Source organism: Mesorhizobium sp. WSM4847, from assembly GCF_055811335.1.
On record NZ_JBVVPY010000013.1, the window covers coordinates 23,532 to 40,092 of the forward strand.

Consider the following 16,561-nt stretch of genomic DNA (forward strand, 5'->3'; position numbering starts at 1 on the left):
TCAACGGCTTTAATAGCAGAGCCGCCCTGCGATGGGGGAAATAAGTTGGTCAGGCGCCGGCATCGCACCCGGCGCCCGCCGCCTTTCGGGCGACAACCGCCTCGTATCCGGCCTGCAACGTCGCACGCACGGTGGCATCCGGCGGCGTGTCGGAAGGCGTGCCCAGATGTTCGTGGCGCAGTTCGTCCATGAACTTTTCCCACATCGGCGGGCCGCCCTTTTCCAGAAGCTCGGCGCGGATCGAGAGCTCCTCGCTGACCGGCAGCCAGACGCGACCCCAGGCGCCGAGATGCGCCAGGATCGGCACCAGCGTTATCGCCATTTCGGTCAGGCTGTAGATCGCCTTCTGCTTGTGGGTGGGATCGTCAGCCCTGGTCAGCATGCCGAGTTCCATCAGTCGCTTCAGCCGATCGGCGAGGATGTTGGAAGCGATGCGTTCCAATGACCCGTTGAGCAAGTCGCGAAAGTGGCGTTTGCCGCCGAAAATCATGTCGCGGAGGATGATCAGGCTCCACCGGTCGCCGAACACTTCAAGCGACAGGTTGATCGGGCACCCAGAACGATGATCGATGCTCATGCGAATCTCCGACAGAAACTGGTTGCATTATCATATCAGTTTTATTATCGTGCAACTGATTGCGAAATGCAATCGGTTTTGCAGAGAGGAGACGGCGACCATGACCAAGGCAGCGGAACCCGAAATCGTGTCGCAGACGTTTGGCGATCCCGCGCATCCGCCGATGCTGCTGATTATGGGCGCGATGGCTTCGATGCTTTGGTGGCCTGAGGCGTTCTGCCGGAAACTGGCCGGCAAGGGCCTGTTCGTGATCCGCTATGACAATCGCGATACCGGCCGTTCGACCAAATATGCGCCGGGCGAACCGCCTTACACTTTCGACGACATGGTGGACGACGCCATTCGCGTCCTCGACAATCATGGCATCGCGAAAGCGCATGTCGTCGGCATGTCGATGGGCGGCATGATCGCGCAACTCGTGGCGTTGAAATATCCGTCGCGGATCATCTCGCTAACGGCGATCAGCACTTCGCCAATCGGGATCGACACCTCGCATCTGCCAGGGACGAGCGAAGCCTACATGAAGCATTCGGCCGAAGGCGCCAAGGTCGATTGGTCGGACCGAGCCCAGGTGGTCGACTACATCGTCAAGGACGCGCACGCGATCGCCGGCACCGCGCATCCATTCGACGGGAAGCGGACGAGGGCCTTCGTCGAACAGGACTACGACCGGTCCGGCGGTTTTCTAAGCGCGACCAATCATTTCATGCTTGAGAGCGGTGAAGATCGGGGCGGCGAGGATCGGGGCAGCGAGGATTGCAAGGGTCGCCTGCACGACTTGAAGGTTCCGCTCCTCGTCATCCACGGCACCGCGGATCCGATCTTTCCGGTCGAGCATGGCGCCGCTCTGGCCGAAGCAGTTGCCGGCGCGAGGCTTGTCCGCATTGAAGGCGGCGGCCACGAACTCCATCCCGACGATTGGGCCGCGATCGTTGATGCCATCGTCGCCCATAGCCAAGCCAGGTAAGCGCGGAGCTGGACCTTGACACACCATTGGCAATAGTTAAGTAATCGCTTCAGTGTTTAGCTCCGTAAACCATGCAGCGGCGAACCACCAAGCGAACGAGCAAAGCAGTGTCCTTGACGATGCATCTCCATCCGCTCGCCTCCTTCTGCTGGAAGCCGCTGATCGCACTATGAAAACGGAACGCCGTTCACATCTGTCGGCAATGAACAGTCGCGCGCTACCACGACCGGCTGCTGCTGCGGCCGTCTGTCGCCCGAGTGATCGAGGAAGCGCAGCCCTATTTGAAACTTTCCCCTACAACAACGGTTAAGCCCGATGCTGCACGATACCGCCCAGCTCGACCTGATGTTCCAGGCGCTCGCCGACCCGGCGCGGCGGCACATGGTGGAGCGGCTGTCGTGCGGCCCCGTATCGGTCAGCCAGTTGGCCGAGCCGCTGGCGATGTCGCTGTCGGCGGTCGTCCAGCACCTGAACGTGCTCGAGGCGAGCGGTCTCGTCCGCACCGAAAAGCTCGGCCGGGTGCGCACCTGCCAGCTCGAGCCGAGGGCGCTGAGGACCGCCGAACACTGGATCAACGAACGGCGCCTGAGTTGGGAACAGCGGCTCGACCGGCTCGGCGGCTTTCTTGCGGAAACCAAAGACGAAACCGAAGGAAACTGAGGAGGCCAACATGAGCGAACGCTCCGTCATCCATTCGACCATAGTGCTCGAACGCAGCTACGACGCTTCGCCGGCGCGGGTGTTCGCCGCTTGGTCCGATCCCGCCGCATTGCAGCGCTGGGGCTCGCCCGGCGAGGGTTGGGAAAGCAGCATTGAATGCTTCGAGTTCCAAGTGGGCGGCATTGCGCTCAGCCGTTTCGGACCCAAGGATGGCGAGAGTTATGTGAACGAGACGCGCTACCTCGACATCGTGCGCGACCAGCGCATCGTCTCGGCTGGTGGCATGACCAGCAGCGGCCAGCCATTGTTGTCGGCCTGCTGACGGTTGAATTCAGTCCAGAAGGCACAGGCTGCCGGCTGCTGATGACCGAGCAAGGCGCCTTTCTTGACGGCCATGATCAGCCCAAAAACCATCAGGCTGGCTGGAGCCAGATGCTCGACAACCTGCGGGTGGAATGCGCGCGAGTGCCCCAGCCTGAGCCAAAGACCAGCAGAATCGGGAGGATATGATGAAACTCTACTGCGGCATCGGTCCGAATTCCTACCGCGTCCGCATCTTCATGGCTGAGAAAGGCATCGACGTTCCGCGGGTTGATGTCGATCTGACAAAAGGCGAGCACAAAACCCCGCAATTCCTTGAGCTCAACTCACTCGGCCAGATTCCCGTGCTCGTGCTCGATGGCGGGACGGTGATCACCGAAAGCATCGCCATCTGCCGCTATCTGGAGGCGCTTCATCCAACGCCGGCACTGTTCGGCTCGGACGCGGTCAGCCAAGGCAAGGTCGAGATGTGGAACCGCCGCGCCGAGATCGAGATCTTCGGAACGATCGGCAGCATTGCGCTGCATTCCGATCCCATGTTTGCGGAGCGGCTTGTGCAGTACCCGGCTTTCGCCGAAACCCAGCGCGAAGCCGTTCCGGCAAAGCGGGCGTGGCTTGACCGCGAGATCGCCGATGGCCGCCCGTTCATCGCGGGCGACCAGTACTCCGTCGCCGACATCACCGCCTGCGTCGCAGCGTGGCTTGGCGCCTTCTTCGGAGCCGACATCCCGGACTCGCTCGTCAATGTCCATCATTGGCTCGACCGCGTTCAGAAACGTCCAAGCTGGAACGCTTAGGCCGGTGTCTGACATTGTTTCAATGAGATGTGCGGCTCAGCGCCAGCACCTGGATCCGGAGGAGCTTCGCCATGCCTGTCTACTGGCAAAGATGCGACGGCGCAGCTCAGCTTCCGGGCGAGCCAAGCTGCTCGGCTTCCCAGAACTGGTCGAGCCAGATGTTGAGCTTCAGGAAGCCGGCACTGCTGACCGTATAGACGCGCCTTGTCCCTTCCGGCTTGGCGTTGACCAGCCCGGCGTCGAGCAGCACTTTCAGATGCTGCGAAACCGCCGGGCGCGAGACCGGCAACCCGGCGGCCAGTTCGTTGACAGTCTTCGGGCCGCGCCGAAGCTCTTCCAAGAGATAGCGCCGGTTGGGGTCGGCAATCGCCATGAAGGCGTCGGAAAACATCATGCCTTATTTGTGAGGCAAAGTTTTCCAAATCTCAACCGTTGGTTTCAGGCTTTCTGCGCGGATCGAGCCGCAAGGCTTCCGGGGTGATCGAGCGCTCGGCCGGTTGCGTCTTGAAGGCGTCGCGGTCTTCGATTGGCACCGGTGCGCGCCGGCTGATGCGCAGCAGCGTATAGCCTGCCAGACAAAGATGCGCGAGGGCCGTTGCAAGGAACAGGCTTTCCGGACGCATCCAGCCCATCAGGCCGGCGGCCAGCAGCGGCCCGATCATCGTGCCGAAACCATAGAGCAGCAGCAGGCCGCCGGACACTTTGACGAAATCCTCCGCCCGGGCGTGGTCGTTGGCATGGGCCACGGCGATCGAATAGAGCGTGTAGGCAAAGGCCCCGTAGGCGGCGGTGCAGACGATGACAAAGACGCCGGAGCGTGGCTCGAACAGGAACAGCGCGATGGCGAACAGCGCCGCGCCGCAGGCCAGGCCCGCCAGCACGAAGCGGCGGTCGGTCTTGTCGGAGAGACGCCCGGCCGGAAGTTGCATGGCGGCGCCGGCGACGACCACCAGGCTCATCATCAGCGCGATCTCCGCCGTGGAAATGCCGATGCGGGCGCCATAGACGGCACCAAGCGTGCCCCAGGCGCCGTTGGCGACGCCGATCAGAACGCAGGCGATCGCCGACACCGGCGAATTGACATAGAGCCCCTTGACGTCGAGCGAGACGTCCTGCAGCGGCTTGGGATGCGAAGCCGTCGACACTGCGGTCGGAATGAGCGACAGGCAGAACAGGATACCGGTGATCATGAACAGCGAGGCCGACTTCACGTCGCCGCCGGCAACGATCATCTGGCCGCCCATGATCGAGGCATAGGTGACCATCATGTAAAGGCCGAAGACGGCGCCGCGGTTCTCGTTGGTGGACTTCTCGTTGAGCCAGCTTTCGATGATCATGAAGGCGCCGGCCATGGTGAAGCCGGTGAAGGCGCGCAGCAGGATCCAGATATATTCGTCGATGATCAGGCCGGTGAGCAGTGCGACGATGGCTCCCGATGCCGCAAAGGCGCCAAAAGCGCGTACGTGACCGGCGCGGCGCACCAGGCGCGGCGCAAAGAAGCAGCCGGTGACGAAGCCGCCGGCCCAGGCCGTGCCCATCAGGCCGAGCGATGCGGTCGAGAAACCCTCCAACTGGCCGCGCAGCGGCAACAACAGCCCGTGCAGTCCGGTTGCCGCCAGCAGGAAAGCGGTGCCGCGAAGCAGCGAAAGGATCGGTCGGTAGCTTGCGAACATTTAGCTGATCCGGCTGGAATTTGGGGAGGGTCTGAAGACAGTCGCATTCGAGCTTTTCGGCGGCGGGCGCTTCGGCTCTGGAAACTATCCGCGGCGAAACAGCGCCTCGGCCGCTGATTTGGTGGTGCTCTTGGTCTTGAGCTCGGCTTCGAGCCGGGCGATCTCGTCGCGCAAGATGCCGATCCGCTCGGACAGTTCATCGACGGAAAGCAGCGACAGATCCTGCCCGATCTCATGCGGGCGCGCTTTCTTTTTGGGTTCGTCGTCGAAGATCGCCATCGTCGCTCCTCGCTCATGCGTCAAAATTAAACGGCTACAGCGTCCTTGGCGCGTCCAATCGCACGCCCGGCGCTGCAGTGGCCATTTGCCTGATTTGGCAATGAGCATACATAGGGCAGGGGCATGGATGCAAACAGTCGGCAATAAAACCGGCAAGTCGGCAAGAAACTGGCGAAGCGAGACGGGAAAAATTCATGGCGAGTGGACAGGACAAGATTCCGGCGAAGATGACGGCCATCGCGATCTCGGAACCCGGCGGACCGCGGGTTCTGAAACCGGAAACGCGCGACGTGCCCGTGCCCGGACCTGGCGAAATCCTGATCCGGGTGCGCGCCGCCGGTATCAACCGGCCGGATGTGCAGCAACGCAAGGGCGTCTACCCGCCGCCGCCTGGTGCGTCGGACCTGCCGGGCCTCGAAGCGTCAGGCGAAGTTGCCGCTCTTGGCGACAAGATATCGCGCTGGCGCGTCGGCGACCGGGTCTGCGCGCTGACGCCCGGCGGCGGCTATGCCGAATACGTCAGGGTGCATGCCGGCAGCGTGCTGCCGCTGCCCGCCGGCTTTACCCACACCGAAGCGGCGGCGGTACCGGAAAACTACTTCACCGTCTGGCATAATGTCTTCGAACGCGGCGCCCTGAAGAGCGGCGAGACGCTGCTCGTGCATGGCGGCTCGTCCGGGATCGGCACCACGGCGATCCAGCTCGCCTCGGCCTTCGGCGCCCATGTCATTACCACTGCCGGCAGCCAGGAGAAGTGTGACGCCTGTCTGAAGCTCGGCGCCGACCGGGCGATCAACTACCGCGAGGAGGACTTCGTCGCGGCGGTCAAGGACGCGACCGGCGGCAAGGGCGCCAACGTCATCCTCGACATGGTCGGCGGCGACTATGTGGCGCGAAACTACGAGGCCGCGGCGGTGGAAGGCCGCATCGTCCAGATCGCCACGCAGAGCGGGGCGGTGGCAAGCACCGACTTCTCGAAGATGATGGCCAAGCGGCTCACCCACACCGGCTCGATGCTGCGGCCGCGCACCGTCGAATTCAAGGCGGCGATCGCCGCAGCGCTGGAGGCGCAGGTGTGGCCGCTGCTCGGCACCCGCAAGGTAGCACCGGTCATGGACATGATCTTTCCGCTCAGGGAAGCGTGGCGGGCGCATGAGCGGATGGAGGACGGCGACCACATCGGCAAGATCGTGCTCGATGTCGGCTGACGGTCGGCAAGCAAGCTGAACAATGCAACAAACGCATTCCCGCCATGCAAAAGCGTCTGTTCAACTTTTCATCAACGGTGCCTATTTGAGCGGCATCGAAACGATGGAGGACTCCATGAACCCGATCCGTGCTTTCCGTAACTGGCGCATGTACAATGAAACCGTGCGCGAACTGAATCGCCTGAACGCCCGTGAGCTCAACGACCTCGGCATCAACCGTGCTGACATCGAGAGGATCGCCCGCAAGACGCTTTGATCCGTCAAGCAAGAGCCGAGGCAGGCGGTTTTCCCGTCGCCGGTTCCGAGCCCGCTGGACCCTGTCCGGCGGGTTTTGTCGTTTTGAAGTCCGAGGCTACAGCGGCGGCTGCTATGATGGCCACTATCCAGAACCGAATACAACTCGACCGCAATCTGCGGTTGACTCCGGTTTCAGCGTGGGCATTTTGATCGCGCGGGACTAGGTCAGCGGCTGCGGGCGCCGATCCGGGCCAGTAGCGTGCTGACTCTGAAACAGGCTTGCGCCCATGTTCGACGATCTGACGGACAAGATCTACGAGGCGGCTTTCGTGCCGGAACTTTGGGGCGATGCGCTCGAAGCTGCCGGCAGTCTTTCTGGTTCGGCCACCGGCGCCATCTTCCTGTTCAGTGCCGAATCTCCGGTTCGCGGCAGATTGAGTGACGTTTCTCCGGTTCACGGCAACTCGCTGCGATCCGTGTTTGACGAATTTGTCGCCAGCGACGGCTGGAAATTCTCTGACGCGGTACAGCGTATGTGCAGCATGCAGCCGGCGAGCTTCGTTCAGGTCGAAGATTTCCTGACAGCCGAAGAGGTCGAACGTGATCCGGTGCGGATACAGCTGAGAGCGGCCGGTATCGGCGCACACGTTTGTTCGGCAGTCGCCATGCCGAGTGGCGAGCTCGTCACTTTCGTCTTTCAACGGTGGATGAAGGATGGCACCTACGATCGGGCGTCGGTCGATCGGCTGGACCAGCTTCGCCCGCATTTCGCGCGTGCCGGCATGGTCTCGGCGCGACTGGGGTTGGAACGGGCCAGGGCGACCGTCTCGGCACTCGAGACCATCGGGCTGCCGGCCGCGGTCATGACTGCATCGGGACGCGTGCTGACGGCCAACGGCCTGCTGGAAGAATTGACCGAGATGTTTCTGCCAACCGCCTATGGCGGCATGGCGATCGCCAATGCCTCCGCCAATGCGCTTTTCCAGCAGGCCATCCTCGAGAACCGCAACGATTTCGCGGTCCGATCCATTCCTGTTGCCGCGAACGAAAGCCGGCCGGCTCTGGTCATCCATCTTTTGCCGCTGCGCCGCGCCGCACATGACATTTTCACCGGCGCGGACATCCTGGTTGCTGCAACGGAAGTAAGGGCCAGTGCCGTCGTGCCTTCACCAATCCTCCTCGCGGGCCTGTTTGACCTGACGCCCTCCGAGGCACGTCTGGCCGCCGTGCTTTCGCAGGGACGACCCTTGAAAGATGCGGCATCCGACTTGAAGATCACCGTGAAGACCGGCCGGACCTATCTCGAACGGATTTTCGCCAAGACCGGGACAAGTCAGCAAAGCCAACTCGTCGCCTTGCTCAAGAGCACAGAACCGCTCAATCGCAGATGACGATCGGCCAAATCGGTGGAAGACCGCCTATTTGTTGCTTCAATGGCTAAGCGCGGCAAAACCAATCGCTATCAAGGCGCCTCCCAGCACCATGTCCACGTGCTTGCGGAAACGGTTGTAGAATTCGCGCATGGCTGGCTGGGAAATAGCCAGGCCGACAAGGCCAAACCAGGCGATTGCAATGGCAAAAACCAGCGCTACCACGGATATCTGGATTGGCCCGCGCGTATTCAAGCTCAGCGCAGAGGATGCAAAAAACAATGCGGTGGCCGGATTAGCCGCCGCCGTGACAAACCCCAGCCGGAAGTACCGAACGATGGGAAGCGGCTTCGGCTCGTCGGCGCCGATCGTGATCGACAGCGCCCGCCGCATCGAATTCCAGCCGATGAAGACCAGCATTGCGCCGTAAAGGCTGGCGGCTATCTGGTGCGCAATGCCGCCCGGCGGCAGCGCTGCGGCGCCCGTCGCGACGACCATCGCGAGCGAACTCGCGCCCAGGGCAATGCCGGCGGCTGCCGAAAGCGCTGTAGTACGCGAAGCGGTTAGCCCGGCCTGCGCGACGACAGCAAAATTGGCGCCCGGCAGCATTGCCAGAAGCGCATAGGAAATGGCGAACGGAAACAACCCCGCCGCGACAGCGTGCCCGGTTTCCAACATCGATTAGCCCACATCGGCGGCGGCTTGCCCTCCCAAAGCAGCTCGCCGCTACCGAAGCGAAATGTGGATGAAACATGTTCCCACTAACAGTCGGCAAATGCCGACAGAAGGACGTTTTGTTGCCGGGCTAGCGGCCGCGGCCGCTGAGCGGCTCACCGAAGGCGCGATGCTGACGCCGATAAGGCTGCCTTGACAGGTTCGATATCTCCCCCCATCTCGCGACTACCTTCCAAAAACGTTGCGGAACGGCAACGGAGCGGCTATATAAACCGCGATTTTCCCATTTTGGTGGCTCTAAAACCACCGCCCGCGCGGGAACGCGGGCGAACGAGAAGGATATTTGCAATGGCCAATACGCTGCTGATGCCCAAGGCGACCGCCGTCTGGCTGGTCGACAACACCGCGCTGTCCTTCGAGCAGATCGCGCAGTTCTGCGGACTGCATCCGCTCGAGGTCAAGGCGATCGCCGACGGCGAATCGGCGCAAGGCATCAAGGGCATGGACCCGATCATGACCGGCCAGCTGAGCCGCGACGAGATCGCACGCGCCGAGAAGGATCCGAACCATCGGCTGAAGCTGTCAGACCCCAAGGTGCGGGTGCCGGAATCCAAGCGCAAGGGTCCGCGCTACACGCCGCTGTCGAAGCGCCAGGACCGGCCCAACGCCATCCTCTGGCTGGTGCGCAACCATCCCGAGTTGAAGGACGCGCAGATCGCGCGCCTCGTCGGCACCACCAAGTCGACGATCGACCAGATCCGCGACAGAAAGCACTGGAACTCAGCCAACCTGCAGCCGATGGATCCGGTGACGCTGGGGCTCGCCTCGCAGATCGACCTCGACATGGAAGTCAACCGCGCCTCGCGTGGCCGCGAGCAGGCACAGCCGGCCGGCGACACGCTGCTGCCGGCGGCATTGACCGAGCGCCTCGTGCCGGCGCCGGAGAAGCCAAGGGACGAGGATGCGGAACTCGACGCCAACGCCGTCTTCGCCAAGCTCTCGGCGCTGAAGTCGAAGGACGAGGACAAGGACGACGAGGAGGGCTGAGGCGCCTCTTCCTTCTCCCCTTGTGGGAGAAGGTGGATCGGCGCGCAGCGCTGAGACGGAAGAGGGGTGTTGGAAGAAATGAGGCGTCGGCGTTCCCTGGAACACCCCTCATCCGGCCGCTTCGCGGCCACCTTCTCCCACAAGGGGAGAAGGCAAGAAGCGCCGCGCCTAGGTTCGCGCGGCCCGGTCCGGCGCCATGCCGTAGTCCTCGCTGCGCTCCACCGCACGGTAAAAATCGGCGAGCTGCTTGCCGCGCTCCGGCTTGAAGACGCGGCCGGCTATGACCACTGAAGCAATGCGGTCGATGCGGAAAGCGCGAAAGTCGTCGCGCATCTCGCACCAGGCGACCAGCGTCCACACCTTGCCCCAGAACCACAGGCCCAATGGCCTGATGTCGCGCACGGTGCTGCGGCCTGCTTCGTCGGAGTAGTCGATGGTCAGCACCTGGCGTTTTTCCACCGCGCGCTCGATCAGGTCGATTGCTTCGCGGGCGGCGTCGCTCACCACCCACATCGGCGTGTGGATCTCGGTGCGGGCGATGCGGTCTTTTTCGGCATCGGGCAGCACGGCGCCGATCTTGACCAGCGCCTCGTCGGCGGCCCGCGCCATGGCAGCGCCGCCAAATGCTCGCACCATGCGGGCGCCGGCGACCAGCGCGACGATCTCGTCACGCGTGAACATCAGCGGCGGAAGGTCGAAACCCTCCCTCATCATGTAGCCGACGCCGGCCTCGCCGTCGATCGGCACGCCCGTCGACTGCAGGTCGGCGATGTCGCGGTAGATGGTTCGCTCGGAAACCTCGAGCCACGTGCCCAGCTTCTGGGCGGTGACCAGACGGCCACCGCGCAGATGCTGCACGATCTGGAAGAGCCTGTCGGCGCGGCGCATCGTACGGTCCCTCGATGTTGTTTTTAGCCTGTCGTTGTCCCCAAACCGGTTCCAACTTTCGGGCGATGCATTATGGCTCAAGCCCTTCGCGCTTGCGCTGCGCGGCGACGAATGCCGCGCCGAAGGACAACTTCCCTGTTGTCGGCGTCTTTGCATCCAGCACCCGCCAGAACGGCGCGATGTCGCTCAGCGTCATGCCGCGTTCCAGATCCTCGTTGGCGGCCTCGGCGACAGTGCGCAGATGATAGCCGATGGTGACCGGACATGTCACTTCGGCGCCGTGCTCAATGGCGAGCGTGGTGCGCAACGCGCGGACATCCATGGCCACGCCCTTTGGAATTGAGCGGATGAAATCATCGACCTGCCGTGCCGTCGGCACCAGCATCGGCTGGCCCTCGACGACGTCGGCAACAGTGCGCGGCGTCGGCTTGATGCCATTGACGCCCGGCGTGTTCAGCCTGTCGTTCCAGCTCTTTACCATGCGTCACCTAGACGAAGAGCCCGAAGCTTTTGCAGGGATGAAGGCCATGTCTGTCTCCTGGTACTTTCGAATTATTGCACGCCGCTCCTGACACCATACTGTCAGGAGGCTTCAGCATATTCCCCTTCGGCATACTCCTTGGCGAACAGCGTACGCATCTCAGCGAGATCGCTGCTTCTCTGGGGATAGAGCGTCTTCAAAAAGGCAAGAGCGAAGGTGCCGGGAGCCGAACCCGGCGCGGACACGATGCGACCGTCGGCGACGGCATAGGGCACGTCCTGATAGTTCTGGGCGCCCGGATAGCCCGGTTCCTTTTCGTTGATCCAGTCACGACCATTGCTGGTGTGTTTGGCGTTGCCGAACAGGCCGGCACGCGCCAGTGCCAGCGTGCCCGCGCAGATGCCGCCGACCACACCGCCGCGCGCTGCGACCGCTGTCAGCAGTGCGGAGATGTCAGGCGGAGCATCGACCCACTGGTCGGAGCCGATGACCGCGACGGCGTCAAGATCGGTGTTTTCATCAACCGCGGTGGAGCGGTCGGGCGTCAGCATAAATCCGCTCGCCGAAGTCACCGGCTTGCCGTTCGGCGCCAGCGAAACCGCGCGTGCGCCGAACCATTCGACCGCCGAAGCCGCCAGCAGCCCGTATTCCCAGTCTGCGAAACGATCGATGAAAAGAACGCCGATAGTTTTCTGTTCCGACATTTGCTGCTCCGTCTTTCGGTCCGCCGGACCTATTTATCTGGGCGCGTGGCGTCCGCATGCAACCGCTGCCGCAAAAAATCGCCTCAATGGCCGCGGCCGTGGCGGCCTTCATAATTATCCGGCCAACCGATGTCCTTGCGGATGCTCTGCGGCAACCCGTTCATGAAACGCCGGGTGCGGATCTCGTTGCGCATCGTCCGGATCTTGCCGACATAGTGCTGAACGCTACGCAGAATGGTAAAACCGTTCATGGCTGGTCTCCTCTCTTTCTATGGAGACACTATCGCACACCCCTCCTGACAGCAGTCTGTCAGGAGGCAGAGCGGTCTTTGGCGAGCGTGCCAGGTTTTGCCGGTTCCGATCCGTTTGCCCGAGAGAATCAGGCTTTCTCGTCGCCGGATCAAGTCTTTCATCTGCCAACGACGGACCGTCGGAATCCGCAGCAGCGACAGGGCCGGGGTTCTGATATCTAAGGAGAAAAATTTTCGAGAGATCAGGGAGATCACAATGAGCCTGCAACTGACAGGAATTCACCATCTGACCGCAATCACGGCCAATGCACCCGGAAACCTTCGTTTCTACACCAGGACCCTGGGCCTGCGACTGGTCAAGAAGACGGTCAATCAGGACGACACGTCGGCCTATCACCTTTTCTATGCCGACGCCGAGGCGACGCCTGGCACCGATCTTACCTTCTTCGATTGGCCGGTCGGACGCGAGCGGCGCGGCACCAACAGCATCGTGCGGACCAGCCTGAGGGTCGCCAGCCCTGAAAGCCTTGTCTGGTGGAAGCAGCACCTGTCCGGCGAGACCGTCGCGACGGGAGAGATCGGCGATATCGGCGGCCACCCGTCGCTGGACTTCGAAGACCCGGAAGGCCAGCGCCTGCGTCTCGTCAGCGATGGCGGCAAGGGCGACAGTCACCCCTGGGATCAAAGCCCGGTCCCAATCGAGCACCAGATACGCGGGCTCGGGCCTATCGTCATCAGCGTTCCCGACATCACCAACACTGAAACCGTGCTGACCAGGGTGATGAACATGCGCAAGGCGCGGGACTATGCCTCGCCGGATGGTCAAGGCCAGGTTCACGTCTTCGAGATGGGAGAAGGCGGCCCGGCGGCGGAGCTTCATGTCGCTGTGCAGCCGGGCCTTGCGCCGGCACGGCAGGGCGCCGGTGCGGTCCACCACGTGGCATTCAGGGCGCCGGACCAGGAGATTTTGCATCAATGGACGGAGCGGCTGGCCGAATTCCGCCTGCCGTCAAGCGGTGAGGTCGAGCGATATTACTTCCGTTCGCTCTATTTCCGCGAGCCGAACGGCATATTGTTCGAGATTGCCACCGACGGCCCAGGGTTCACGGCCGACGAGCCGCTCGAAACGCTGGGCGAAAGGCTGGCCTTGCCACCGTTCCTCGAACCGAAACGGGCTGCGATCGAGGCCGGCCTCAAGCCGCTGGCATAGTGCTCCCGTGAGGGAGCGAAAGGAGCGCTTCGACAGCTGAGCGCGATGCTGGAGCGCCGCGTCCTTTTTGACGCGCAAAGGACGCTACAGCACCTTCTACGCATCGTGCTTTCCGAAATCGATTTCGATTTGCGGGCCGATGCGCTAGTCAAAAGCGGCCATGTCGAAACTCCTCGCGCTCGTTATCATTGCCATGATGGTCATCCAGCTGATCAAGCCGCTCGGCTGGCCGGGGCTGAAGCGGCGCAGCGATTTCTGGAAGCTGGCGGTGCTGGCGATGGCGGCAATTTCGATAACAGCGGCGCTGGGCCATTGGGCCTAAAACGCGTCGCGTTCGACCGACCTCACGCGACGCGCTTTAGGTTGTCGTTTTATGCATGTCGTTATCGCAAAACCGCTGCACACCCTCGGTTCAAGCCCGAGGGCATGCTTTTGCGCGACATGCATTAGGGCTGGCGGCCCGCTACGCGAGGCGTGGTTCGTTGGCCAGCACCAAATCGACCAGATGTTCCGCCCAGGCCCGGTAGCCGGCTTCCGAGGCATGAAATCCGTCGGAGGCAAAACCGGCTTCGGCATTGGTGATCGGCAGGCGCGGCGCCGGCACAGCCCCGCGTTCGAGGCAAAGGCGCTCGCCCATCCGGTTCATCTCGGCGGCGCGGATTTCCAGGATCTTTCCGAGCAGCGGCGGCATTGCCGGTGCGCGGGTGAATTCCAGCACCGGCGACCACACCACGCGCGCCTCCGGCCATTTGGCGCGCAGCGCGTAGAGCAGGCCGCCAAAATCGCTTTTGAAGCGTGGCACCGAGTGAAAGTTCTTGGTGTCGTTGGTGCCGACGGCGAGCACGATATGCGTCCAGGGATCGGCCGACAGATTGGGCAGCACATGATCGCGGATCTGGCCTGAGGTCGCCGAGTTGAAGCCGGCTGCCCGCCAGCGCACCGCGCGGCCGGTGCGTTTCGAGATCAGCTCGGCCAGTTGCGCGGCCAGCCCGTGTTCGGAATTGCCGATGCCGACCGATGCGGCGGAAGAATCGCCAAGCATCAGCAGCGAGATCGCCGGCGCCAGGCCCGAAATCTCGTGCATGACTGGACCTTGCGCCGGCAGCATGCGGCTGGTGCGGCGGCGCACGCCGAGCCCCTGCCAGACATAGACCGGAAAGGCGAGCCAGGTGAGGAGGGCAAGAAAACGCTGCATCGCACACCGTTAATGGGGCCAACCGCCAATGGGTAAGTCCGTCAAAGGGCATAGCAAGCAGCACTTAGCGCATATCGGGCCAGAGACGAAAGACCTTGCGTTGGCCGCCCGACGTCAATGGCAACAGGCGCCCTCCATTTCGTGCCTGCCCGCATATTCATCGTGCAGCCGCACCCAGTCCATCAGGCTGTGGTAGGGACCGGTCTCGTTGCGGCCCTTCGGCGTCAGGTCGAGATAGTGATAGGCGCCGATCAGCGGATCGCCGCCCCTGGAGCGCGACATGAAGGTCAGGAAGATGTCGCCGTTCTCATCCCTGTAGAACACGCTGATGCCGGGAAGGTCCTTCGATCTCAGCGGGCGCTGCTCGAAATTGTAGGTCGTGTCGCCGGATGCGATCTGCTTGTCGGTGAAGGAAACCTGCATGTCGAAGTTGAAGTCCGAGGCGTAGGACGACACCCAGTCGAATTTCCAGCCCATGCGCTGTTTGTAGGGCAGAAATTCGGCCAGCGGCGCCCGCGAGATCACGATCAGCGACACATCATGGTGCTTGAGGTGCTGGTTGGCGCCGTCGATGTGATCGGCAAGAAAGGAACAGCCTTCGCAACGGTAGTCGGCGCCCGGCCCGAACATGAAGTGGTAGACGATCAGCTGGCTCGCGCCTCCGAACAGGTCGGCCAGTTTCTTCGGGCCCCGTTCGGTCTCGAAGACATAGTCCTTCCGCATCTTCAGCCAAGGCAATTGCCGCCGTTCGGCAGCGATGCGGTCGCGAAAACGCGTCAATTCCTTTTCACGGGCCAGATGCGCCTTGTGCGCCTGGAGCCAGTCTTGCTGTGAAACGATCCTGTTGTTTGGCATCAGCCTGCTCCTCGTTGAGCCCCAAGGACGTTCGGGCTCAACGCAAGCCGACACGGCGCCGCATTTTTTTGGAGCATTTTGGAGCAGATGGAACCCGGGCACATGGCCCGGGTTCGGACGAAGATAGAAAAACCGGTCAGGCGGCCTGTTCCAATTCCGGCTGCCATTTGCCAAGCGCTGCCAGGTGGTTCATGTGGGCGCGGTGGGCGAAGGCTGCCTGGGCAGCGGCGACGTTGGCCGCCTTGCCGCTCCATGCCTTCTGTGGCGCCGCCTGCAAGGCGCGGCCATAGGAGAAGGTCAGCTTCCATGGATGCGGGCCGATGGCGTTGATGGCGTTGAGGTTGGCGGTCGCCTCCTCATCCGATTGCCCACCGGAGAGAAAGGCGATGCCGCCAATCGCTGCCGGCACCGTTTCGCGGAACAGTTTTATGGTCTTTTCGGCGACTTCCTCGGGGCTGCTGGTGTTGCCGGACTTTTTGCCGGCGAGAACCATGTTCGGCTTCAGAATGGTGCCTTCAAGGACGACGCGGGCGGCGTAGAGCTCGGTGTAGAGTTTCGTCAGCGTTGCCTTGCTGATCTCGTAGCAGGTGCCGATGTCGTGGGCGCCGTCCATCAGCACCTCCGGCTCGACGATCGGCACGATGCCGGCCTCCTGGCAGAGCGCCGCATAGCGGGCGAGCGCATGCGCGTTCGAGCCGATCGACGTGGCGGAGGGCACGCCCCTGGCGACGTCGATGTCGATCACCGCACGCCATTTGGCGAAACGGGCGCCGAGCTTGTAATAGTCGGCGAGCCGCTCGCGCAGGCCGTCGAGGCCTTCGGTGATGGTGTCGCCGGGGTACCCGGCCAGAGGCTTGGCGCCGGCATCGACCTTGATGCCTGGAATGGCGCCGGTCGCCTTGATGATGTCGACCAGCGGCGTGCCATCGGCGGCTTTCTGGCGAATAGTCTCGTCATAGAGGATGACGCCGGAGATGTATCTGGTCATCGCCTCCCTGGCGCGGAACATCATCTCGCGATAGTCGCGGCGGCTGTCGGCGGTCGATTCGACGCCGATGACGTCGAAGCGCTTCTTGATGGTGCCGGAACTCTCGTCGGCGGCCAAAAGACCCTTGCCGTCGGCCACCATCGCAGCGGCAATGTCCTCGAGACGTTCGCTCATTGTG

General features: G+C 62.7%; 23 protein-coding genes. 11 read left to right on the plus strand and 12 right to left on the minus strand.

Going from position 1 to position 16,561, the window contains the following annotated elements; genetic code table 11:
* Window positions 1–49 precede the first annotated feature (49 nt).
* The gene (locus AC0L28_RS19430; protein ID WP_091593309.1) at window positions 50–577 is read right to left on the minus strand and encodes a winged helix-turn-helix transcriptional regulator; all 528 of its coding nucleotides are present in this window, start codon (window positions 575–577) and stop codon (window positions 50–52) included.
* Window positions 578–677: 100 nt separating this feature from the next.
* On the opposite strand from AC0L28_RS19430, the gene AC0L28_RS19435 reads away from it, so the two are divergent.
* From AC0L28_RS19435 to AC0L28_RS19455, 5 genes are all read left to right on the plus strand, one after another.
* Window positions 678–1,544 (plus strand): alpha/beta fold hydrolase, encoded by an 867-nt coding sequence (locus AC0L28_RS19435; RefSeq protein ID WP_473479630.1) that lies wholly within the window; start codon window positions 678–680, stop codon window positions 1,542–1,544.
* A gap of 315 nt (window positions 1,545–1,859) precedes the next feature.
* Entirely contained in the window at window positions 1,860–2,204 is a 345-nt protein-coding gene (locus AC0L28_RS19440; RefSeq protein WP_473479633.1) for an ArsR/SmtB family transcription factor, read from the plus strand.
* Window positions 2,205–2,214: 10 nt separating this feature from the next.
* The gene (locus AC0L28_RS19445) at window positions 2,215–2,526 is read left to right on the plus strand and encodes an SRPBCC domain-containing protein (RefSeq protein ID WP_473479638.1); all 312 of its coding nucleotides are present in this window, start codon (window positions 2,215–2,217) and stop codon (window positions 2,524–2,526) included.
* Window positions 2,523–2,714 (plus strand): SRPBCC domain-containing protein, encoded by a 192-nt coding sequence (locus AC0L28_RS19450; protein WP_473479877.1) that lies wholly within the window; start codon window positions 2,523–2,525, stop codon window positions 2,712–2,714. The genes AC0L28_RS19445 and AC0L28_RS19450 overlap by 4 nt, the downstream gene beginning before the upstream one ends.
* Window positions 2,714–3,322 carry a glutathione S-transferase family protein gene (locus AC0L28_RS19455; protein ID WP_473479641.1) on the plus strand — a complete coding sequence of 203 codons (609 nt, stop codon included), beginning with the start codon at window positions 2,714–2,716 and terminating at the stop codon, window positions 3,320–3,322. Before AC0L28_RS19450 ends, AC0L28_RS19455 begins: the two co-directional genes overlap by 1 nt.
* Window positions 3,323–3,428: 106 nt before the next feature.
* On the opposite strand, the gene AC0L28_RS19460 is transcribed toward AC0L28_RS19455, so the two are convergent.
* The 3 genes from AC0L28_RS19460 to AC0L28_RS19470 form a co-directional block, all read right to left on the minus strand.
* Complete coding sequence (locus tag AC0L28_RS19460; RefSeq protein ID WP_027152975.1) at window positions 3,429–3,716, minus strand: ArsR/SmtB family transcription factor; 288 nt, start codon at window positions 3,714–3,716, stop codon at window positions 3,429–3,431.
* Window positions 3,717–3,747: 31 nt separating this feature from the next.
* Window positions 3,748–4,995 (minus strand): MFS transporter, encoded by a 1,248-nt coding sequence (locus tag AC0L28_RS19465; RefSeq protein WP_473479646.1) that lies wholly within the window; start codon window positions 4,993–4,995, stop codon window positions 3,748–3,750.
* Between the two features lie 84 nt (window positions 4,996–5,079).
* The gene (locus tag AC0L28_RS19470; RefSeq protein WP_023797052.1) at window positions 5,080–5,274 is read right to left on the minus strand and encodes a DUF1192 domain-containing protein; all 195 of its coding nucleotides are present in this window, start codon (window positions 5,272–5,274) and stop codon (window positions 5,080–5,082) included.
* A 194-nt stretch (window positions 5,275–5,468) separates the two neighbouring features.
* Between AC0L28_RS19470 and AC0L28_RS19475 the strand changes: the two genes are divergently transcribed.
* The 3 genes from AC0L28_RS19475 (at window position 5,469) to AC0L28_RS19485 (ending at window position 8,110) form a co-directional block, all read left to right on the plus strand.
* The gene (locus tag AC0L28_RS19475; RefSeq protein WP_473479649.1) at window positions 5,469–6,482 is read left to right on the plus strand and encodes an NAD(P)H-quinone oxidoreductase; all 1,014 of its coding nucleotides are present in this window, start codon (window positions 5,469–5,471) and stop codon (window positions 6,480–6,482) included.
* Between the two features lie 115 nt (window positions 6,483–6,597).
* Window positions 6,598–6,738: a DUF1127 domain-containing protein gene (locus AC0L28_RS19480; protein ID WP_084646712.1), complete on the plus strand. Its 141-nt coding sequence runs from the start codon at window positions 6,598–6,600 to the stop codon at window positions 6,736–6,738.
* 268 nt (window positions 6,739–7,006) lie between these two features.
* Complete coding sequence (locus tag AC0L28_RS19485) at window positions 7,007–8,110, plus strand: helix-turn-helix transcriptional regulator (protein ID WP_473479652.1); 1,104 nt, start codon at window positions 7,007–7,009, stop codon at window positions 8,108–8,110.
* 39 nt (window positions 8,111–8,149) lie between these two features.
* On the opposite strand, the gene AC0L28_RS19490 is transcribed toward AC0L28_RS19485, so the two are convergent.
* Entirely contained in the window at window positions 8,150–8,698 is a 549-nt protein-coding gene (locus tag AC0L28_RS19490; protein ID WP_287238311.1) for a LysE family transporter, read from the minus strand.
* 414 nt (window positions 8,699–9,112) lie between these two features.
* Between AC0L28_RS19490 and AC0L28_RS19495 the strand changes: the two genes are divergently transcribed.
* On the plus strand, window positions 9,113–9,811 hold the full coding sequence (locus AC0L28_RS19495; RefSeq protein ID WP_023797057.1) for a DUF1013 domain-containing protein: 699 nt from the start codon (window positions 9,113–9,115) through the stop codon (window positions 9,809–9,811).
* Window positions 9,812–9,979: 168 nt separating this feature from the next.
* On the opposite strand, the gene AC0L28_RS19500 is transcribed toward AC0L28_RS19495, so the two are convergent.
* The 4 genes from AC0L28_RS19500 to AC0L28_RS19515 form a co-directional block, all read right to left on the minus strand.
* Complete coding sequence (locus tag AC0L28_RS19500; RefSeq protein WP_023797058.1) at window positions 9,980–10,699, minus strand: helix-turn-helix transcriptional regulator; 720 nt, start codon at window positions 10,697–10,699, stop codon at window positions 9,980–9,982.
* Window positions 10,700–10,769: 70 nt separating this feature from the next.
* On the minus strand, window positions 10,770–11,180 hold the full coding sequence (locus AC0L28_RS19505; protein WP_091593299.1) for a hypothetical protein: 411 nt from the start codon (window positions 11,178–11,180) through the stop codon (window positions 10,770–10,772).
* Between the two features lie 101 nt (window positions 11,181–11,281).
* Entirely contained in the window at window positions 11,282–11,884 is a 603-nt protein-coding gene (locus tag AC0L28_RS19510) for a DJ-1/PfpI family protein (protein WP_287238270.1), read from the minus strand.
* A gap of 83 nt (window positions 11,885–11,967) precedes the next feature.
* Entirely contained in the window at window positions 11,968–12,135 is a 168-nt protein-coding gene (locus AC0L28_RS19515; protein ID WP_082982284.1) for a hypothetical protein, read from the minus strand.
* Window positions 12,136–12,391: 256 nt separating this feature from the next.
* Here AC0L28_RS19515 and AC0L28_RS19520 point away from each other — a divergent pair, with 256 nt between their 5' ends.
* The gene (locus AC0L28_RS19520; RefSeq protein ID WP_287238269.1) at window positions 12,392–13,345 is read left to right on the plus strand and encodes a ring-cleaving dioxygenase; all 954 of its coding nucleotides are present in this window, start codon (window positions 12,392–12,394) and stop codon (window positions 13,343–13,345) included.
* Window positions 13,346–13,505: 160 nt separating this feature from the next.
* A complete protein-coding gene (locus AC0L28_RS19525; RefSeq protein WP_128170600.1) occupies window positions 13,506–13,667 on the plus strand; it encodes a hypothetical protein in 162 nt (53 codons plus the stop codon).
* A 141-nt stretch (window positions 13,668–13,808) separates the two neighbouring features.
* Here AC0L28_RS19525 and AC0L28_RS19530 read toward each other — a convergent pair whose 3' ends face one another.
* The 3 genes from AC0L28_RS19530 to AC0L28_RS19540 all read right to left on the minus strand — a co-directional run bounded on the left by AC0L28_RS19530 (window position 13,809) and on the right by AC0L28_RS19540 (window position 16,557).
* On the minus strand, window positions 13,809–14,540 hold the full coding sequence (locus AC0L28_RS19530; protein ID WP_287238268.1) for an SGNH/GDSL hydrolase family protein: 732 nt from the start codon (window positions 14,538–14,540) through the stop codon (window positions 13,809–13,811).
* Between the two features lie 114 nt (window positions 14,541–14,654).
* Entirely contained in the window at window positions 14,655–15,395 is a 741-nt protein-coding gene (locus AC0L28_RS19535; RefSeq protein ID WP_287238267.1) for a DUF899 domain-containing protein, read from the minus strand.
* A gap of 136 nt (window positions 15,396–15,531) precedes the next feature.
* Complete coding sequence (locus AC0L28_RS19540) at window positions 15,532–16,557, minus strand: class I fructose-bisphosphate aldolase (protein WP_091593288.1); 1,026 nt, start codon at window positions 16,555–16,557, stop codon at window positions 15,532–15,534.
* Window positions 16,558–16,561 lie beyond the last annotated feature (4 nt).

What these genes read in the sequence shown, in the direction of transcription:
- AC0L28_RS19535 (WP_287238267.1), bottom strand. Translation starts at nt 15,395, where the DNA reads ATGCCAAACAACAGGATCGTTTCACAGCAAGACTGGCTCCAGGCGCAC.
- AC0L28_RS19475 (WP_473479649.1), top strand. Translation starts at nt 5,469, where the DNA reads ATGGCGAGTGGACAGGACAAGATTCCGGCGAAGATGACGGCCATCGCG.
- AC0L28_RS19505 (WP_091593299.1), bottom strand. Translation starts at nt 11,180, where the DNA reads ATGGTAAAGAGCTGGAACGACAGGCTGAACACGCCGGGCGTCAATGGC.
- AC0L28_RS19455 (WP_473479641.1), top strand. Translation starts at nt 2,714, where the DNA reads ATGAAACTCTACTGCGGCATCGGTCCGAATTCCTACCGCGTCCGCATC.
- AC0L28_RS19490 (WP_287238311.1), bottom strand. Translation starts at nt 8,698, where the DNA reads ATGCTGCCGGGCGCCAATTTTGCTGTCGTCGCGCAGGCCGGGCTAACC.
- AC0L28_RS19495 (WP_023797057.1), top strand. Translation starts at nt 9,113, where the DNA reads ATGGCCAATACGCTGCTGATGCCCAAGGCGACCGCCGTCTGGCTGGTC.
- AC0L28_RS19500 (WP_023797058.1), bottom strand. Translation starts at nt 10,699, where the DNA reads ATGCGCCGCGCCGACAGGCTCTTCCAGATCGTGCAGCATCTGCGCGGT.
- AC0L28_RS19470 (WP_023797052.1), bottom strand. Translation starts at nt 5,274, where the DNA reads ATGGCGATCTTCGACGACGAACCCAAAAAGAAAGCGCGCCCGCATGAG.
- AC0L28_RS19520 (WP_287238269.1), top strand. Translation starts at nt 12,392, where the DNA reads ATGAGCCTGCAACTGACAGGAATTCACCATCTGACCGCAATCACGGCC.
- AC0L28_RS19460 (WP_027152975.1), bottom strand. Translation starts at nt 3,716, where the DNA reads ATGATGTTTTCCGACGCCTTCATGGCGATTGCCGACCCCAACCGGCGC.
- AC0L28_RS19530 (WP_287238268.1), bottom strand. Translation starts at nt 14,540, where the DNA reads ATGCAGCGTTTTCTTGCCCTCCTCACCTGGCTCGCCTTTCCGGTCTAT.
- AC0L28_RS19430 (WP_091593309.1), bottom strand. Translation starts at nt 577, where the DNA reads ATGAGCATCGATCATCGTTCTGGGTGCCCGATCAACCTGTCGCTTGAA.
- AC0L28_RS19445 (WP_473479638.1), top strand. Translation starts at nt 2,215, where the DNA reads ATGAGCGAACGCTCCGTCATCCATTCGACCATAGTGCTCGAACGCAGC.
- AC0L28_RS19540 (WP_091593288.1), bottom strand. Translation starts at nt 16,557, where the DNA reads ATGAGCGAACGTCTCGAGGACATTGCCGCTGCGATGGTGGCCGACGGC.
- AC0L28_RS19480 (WP_084646712.1), top strand. Translation starts at nt 6,598, where the DNA reads ATGAACCCGATCCGTGCTTTCCGTAACTGGCGCATGTACAATGAAACC.
- AC0L28_RS19435 (WP_473479630.1), top strand. Translation starts at nt 678, where the DNA reads ATGACCAAGGCAGCGGAACCCGAAATCGTGTCGCAGACGTTTGGCGAT.
- AC0L28_RS19465 (WP_473479646.1), bottom strand. Translation starts at nt 4,995, where the DNA reads ATGTTCGCAAGCTACCGACCGATCCTTTCGCTGCTTCGCGGCACCGCT.
- AC0L28_RS19510 (WP_287238270.1), bottom strand. Translation starts at nt 11,884, where the DNA reads ATGTCGGAACAGAAAACTATCGGCGTTCTTTTCATCGATCGTTTCGCA.
- AC0L28_RS19440 (WP_473479633.1), top strand. Translation starts at nt 1,860, where the DNA reads ATGCTGCACGATACCGCCCAGCTCGACCTGATGTTCCAGGCGCTCGCC.
- AC0L28_RS19485 (WP_473479652.1), top strand. Translation starts at nt 7,007, where the DNA reads ATGTTCGACGATCTGACGGACAAGATCTACGAGGCGGCTTTCGTGCCG.
- AC0L28_RS19525 (WP_128170600.1), top strand. Translation starts at nt 13,506, where the DNA reads ATGTCGAAACTCCTCGCGCTCGTTATCATTGCCATGATGGTCATCCAG.
- AC0L28_RS19515 (WP_082982284.1), bottom strand. Translation starts at nt 12,135, where the DNA reads ATGAACGGTTTTACCATTCTGCGTAGCGTTCAGCACTATGTCGGCAAG.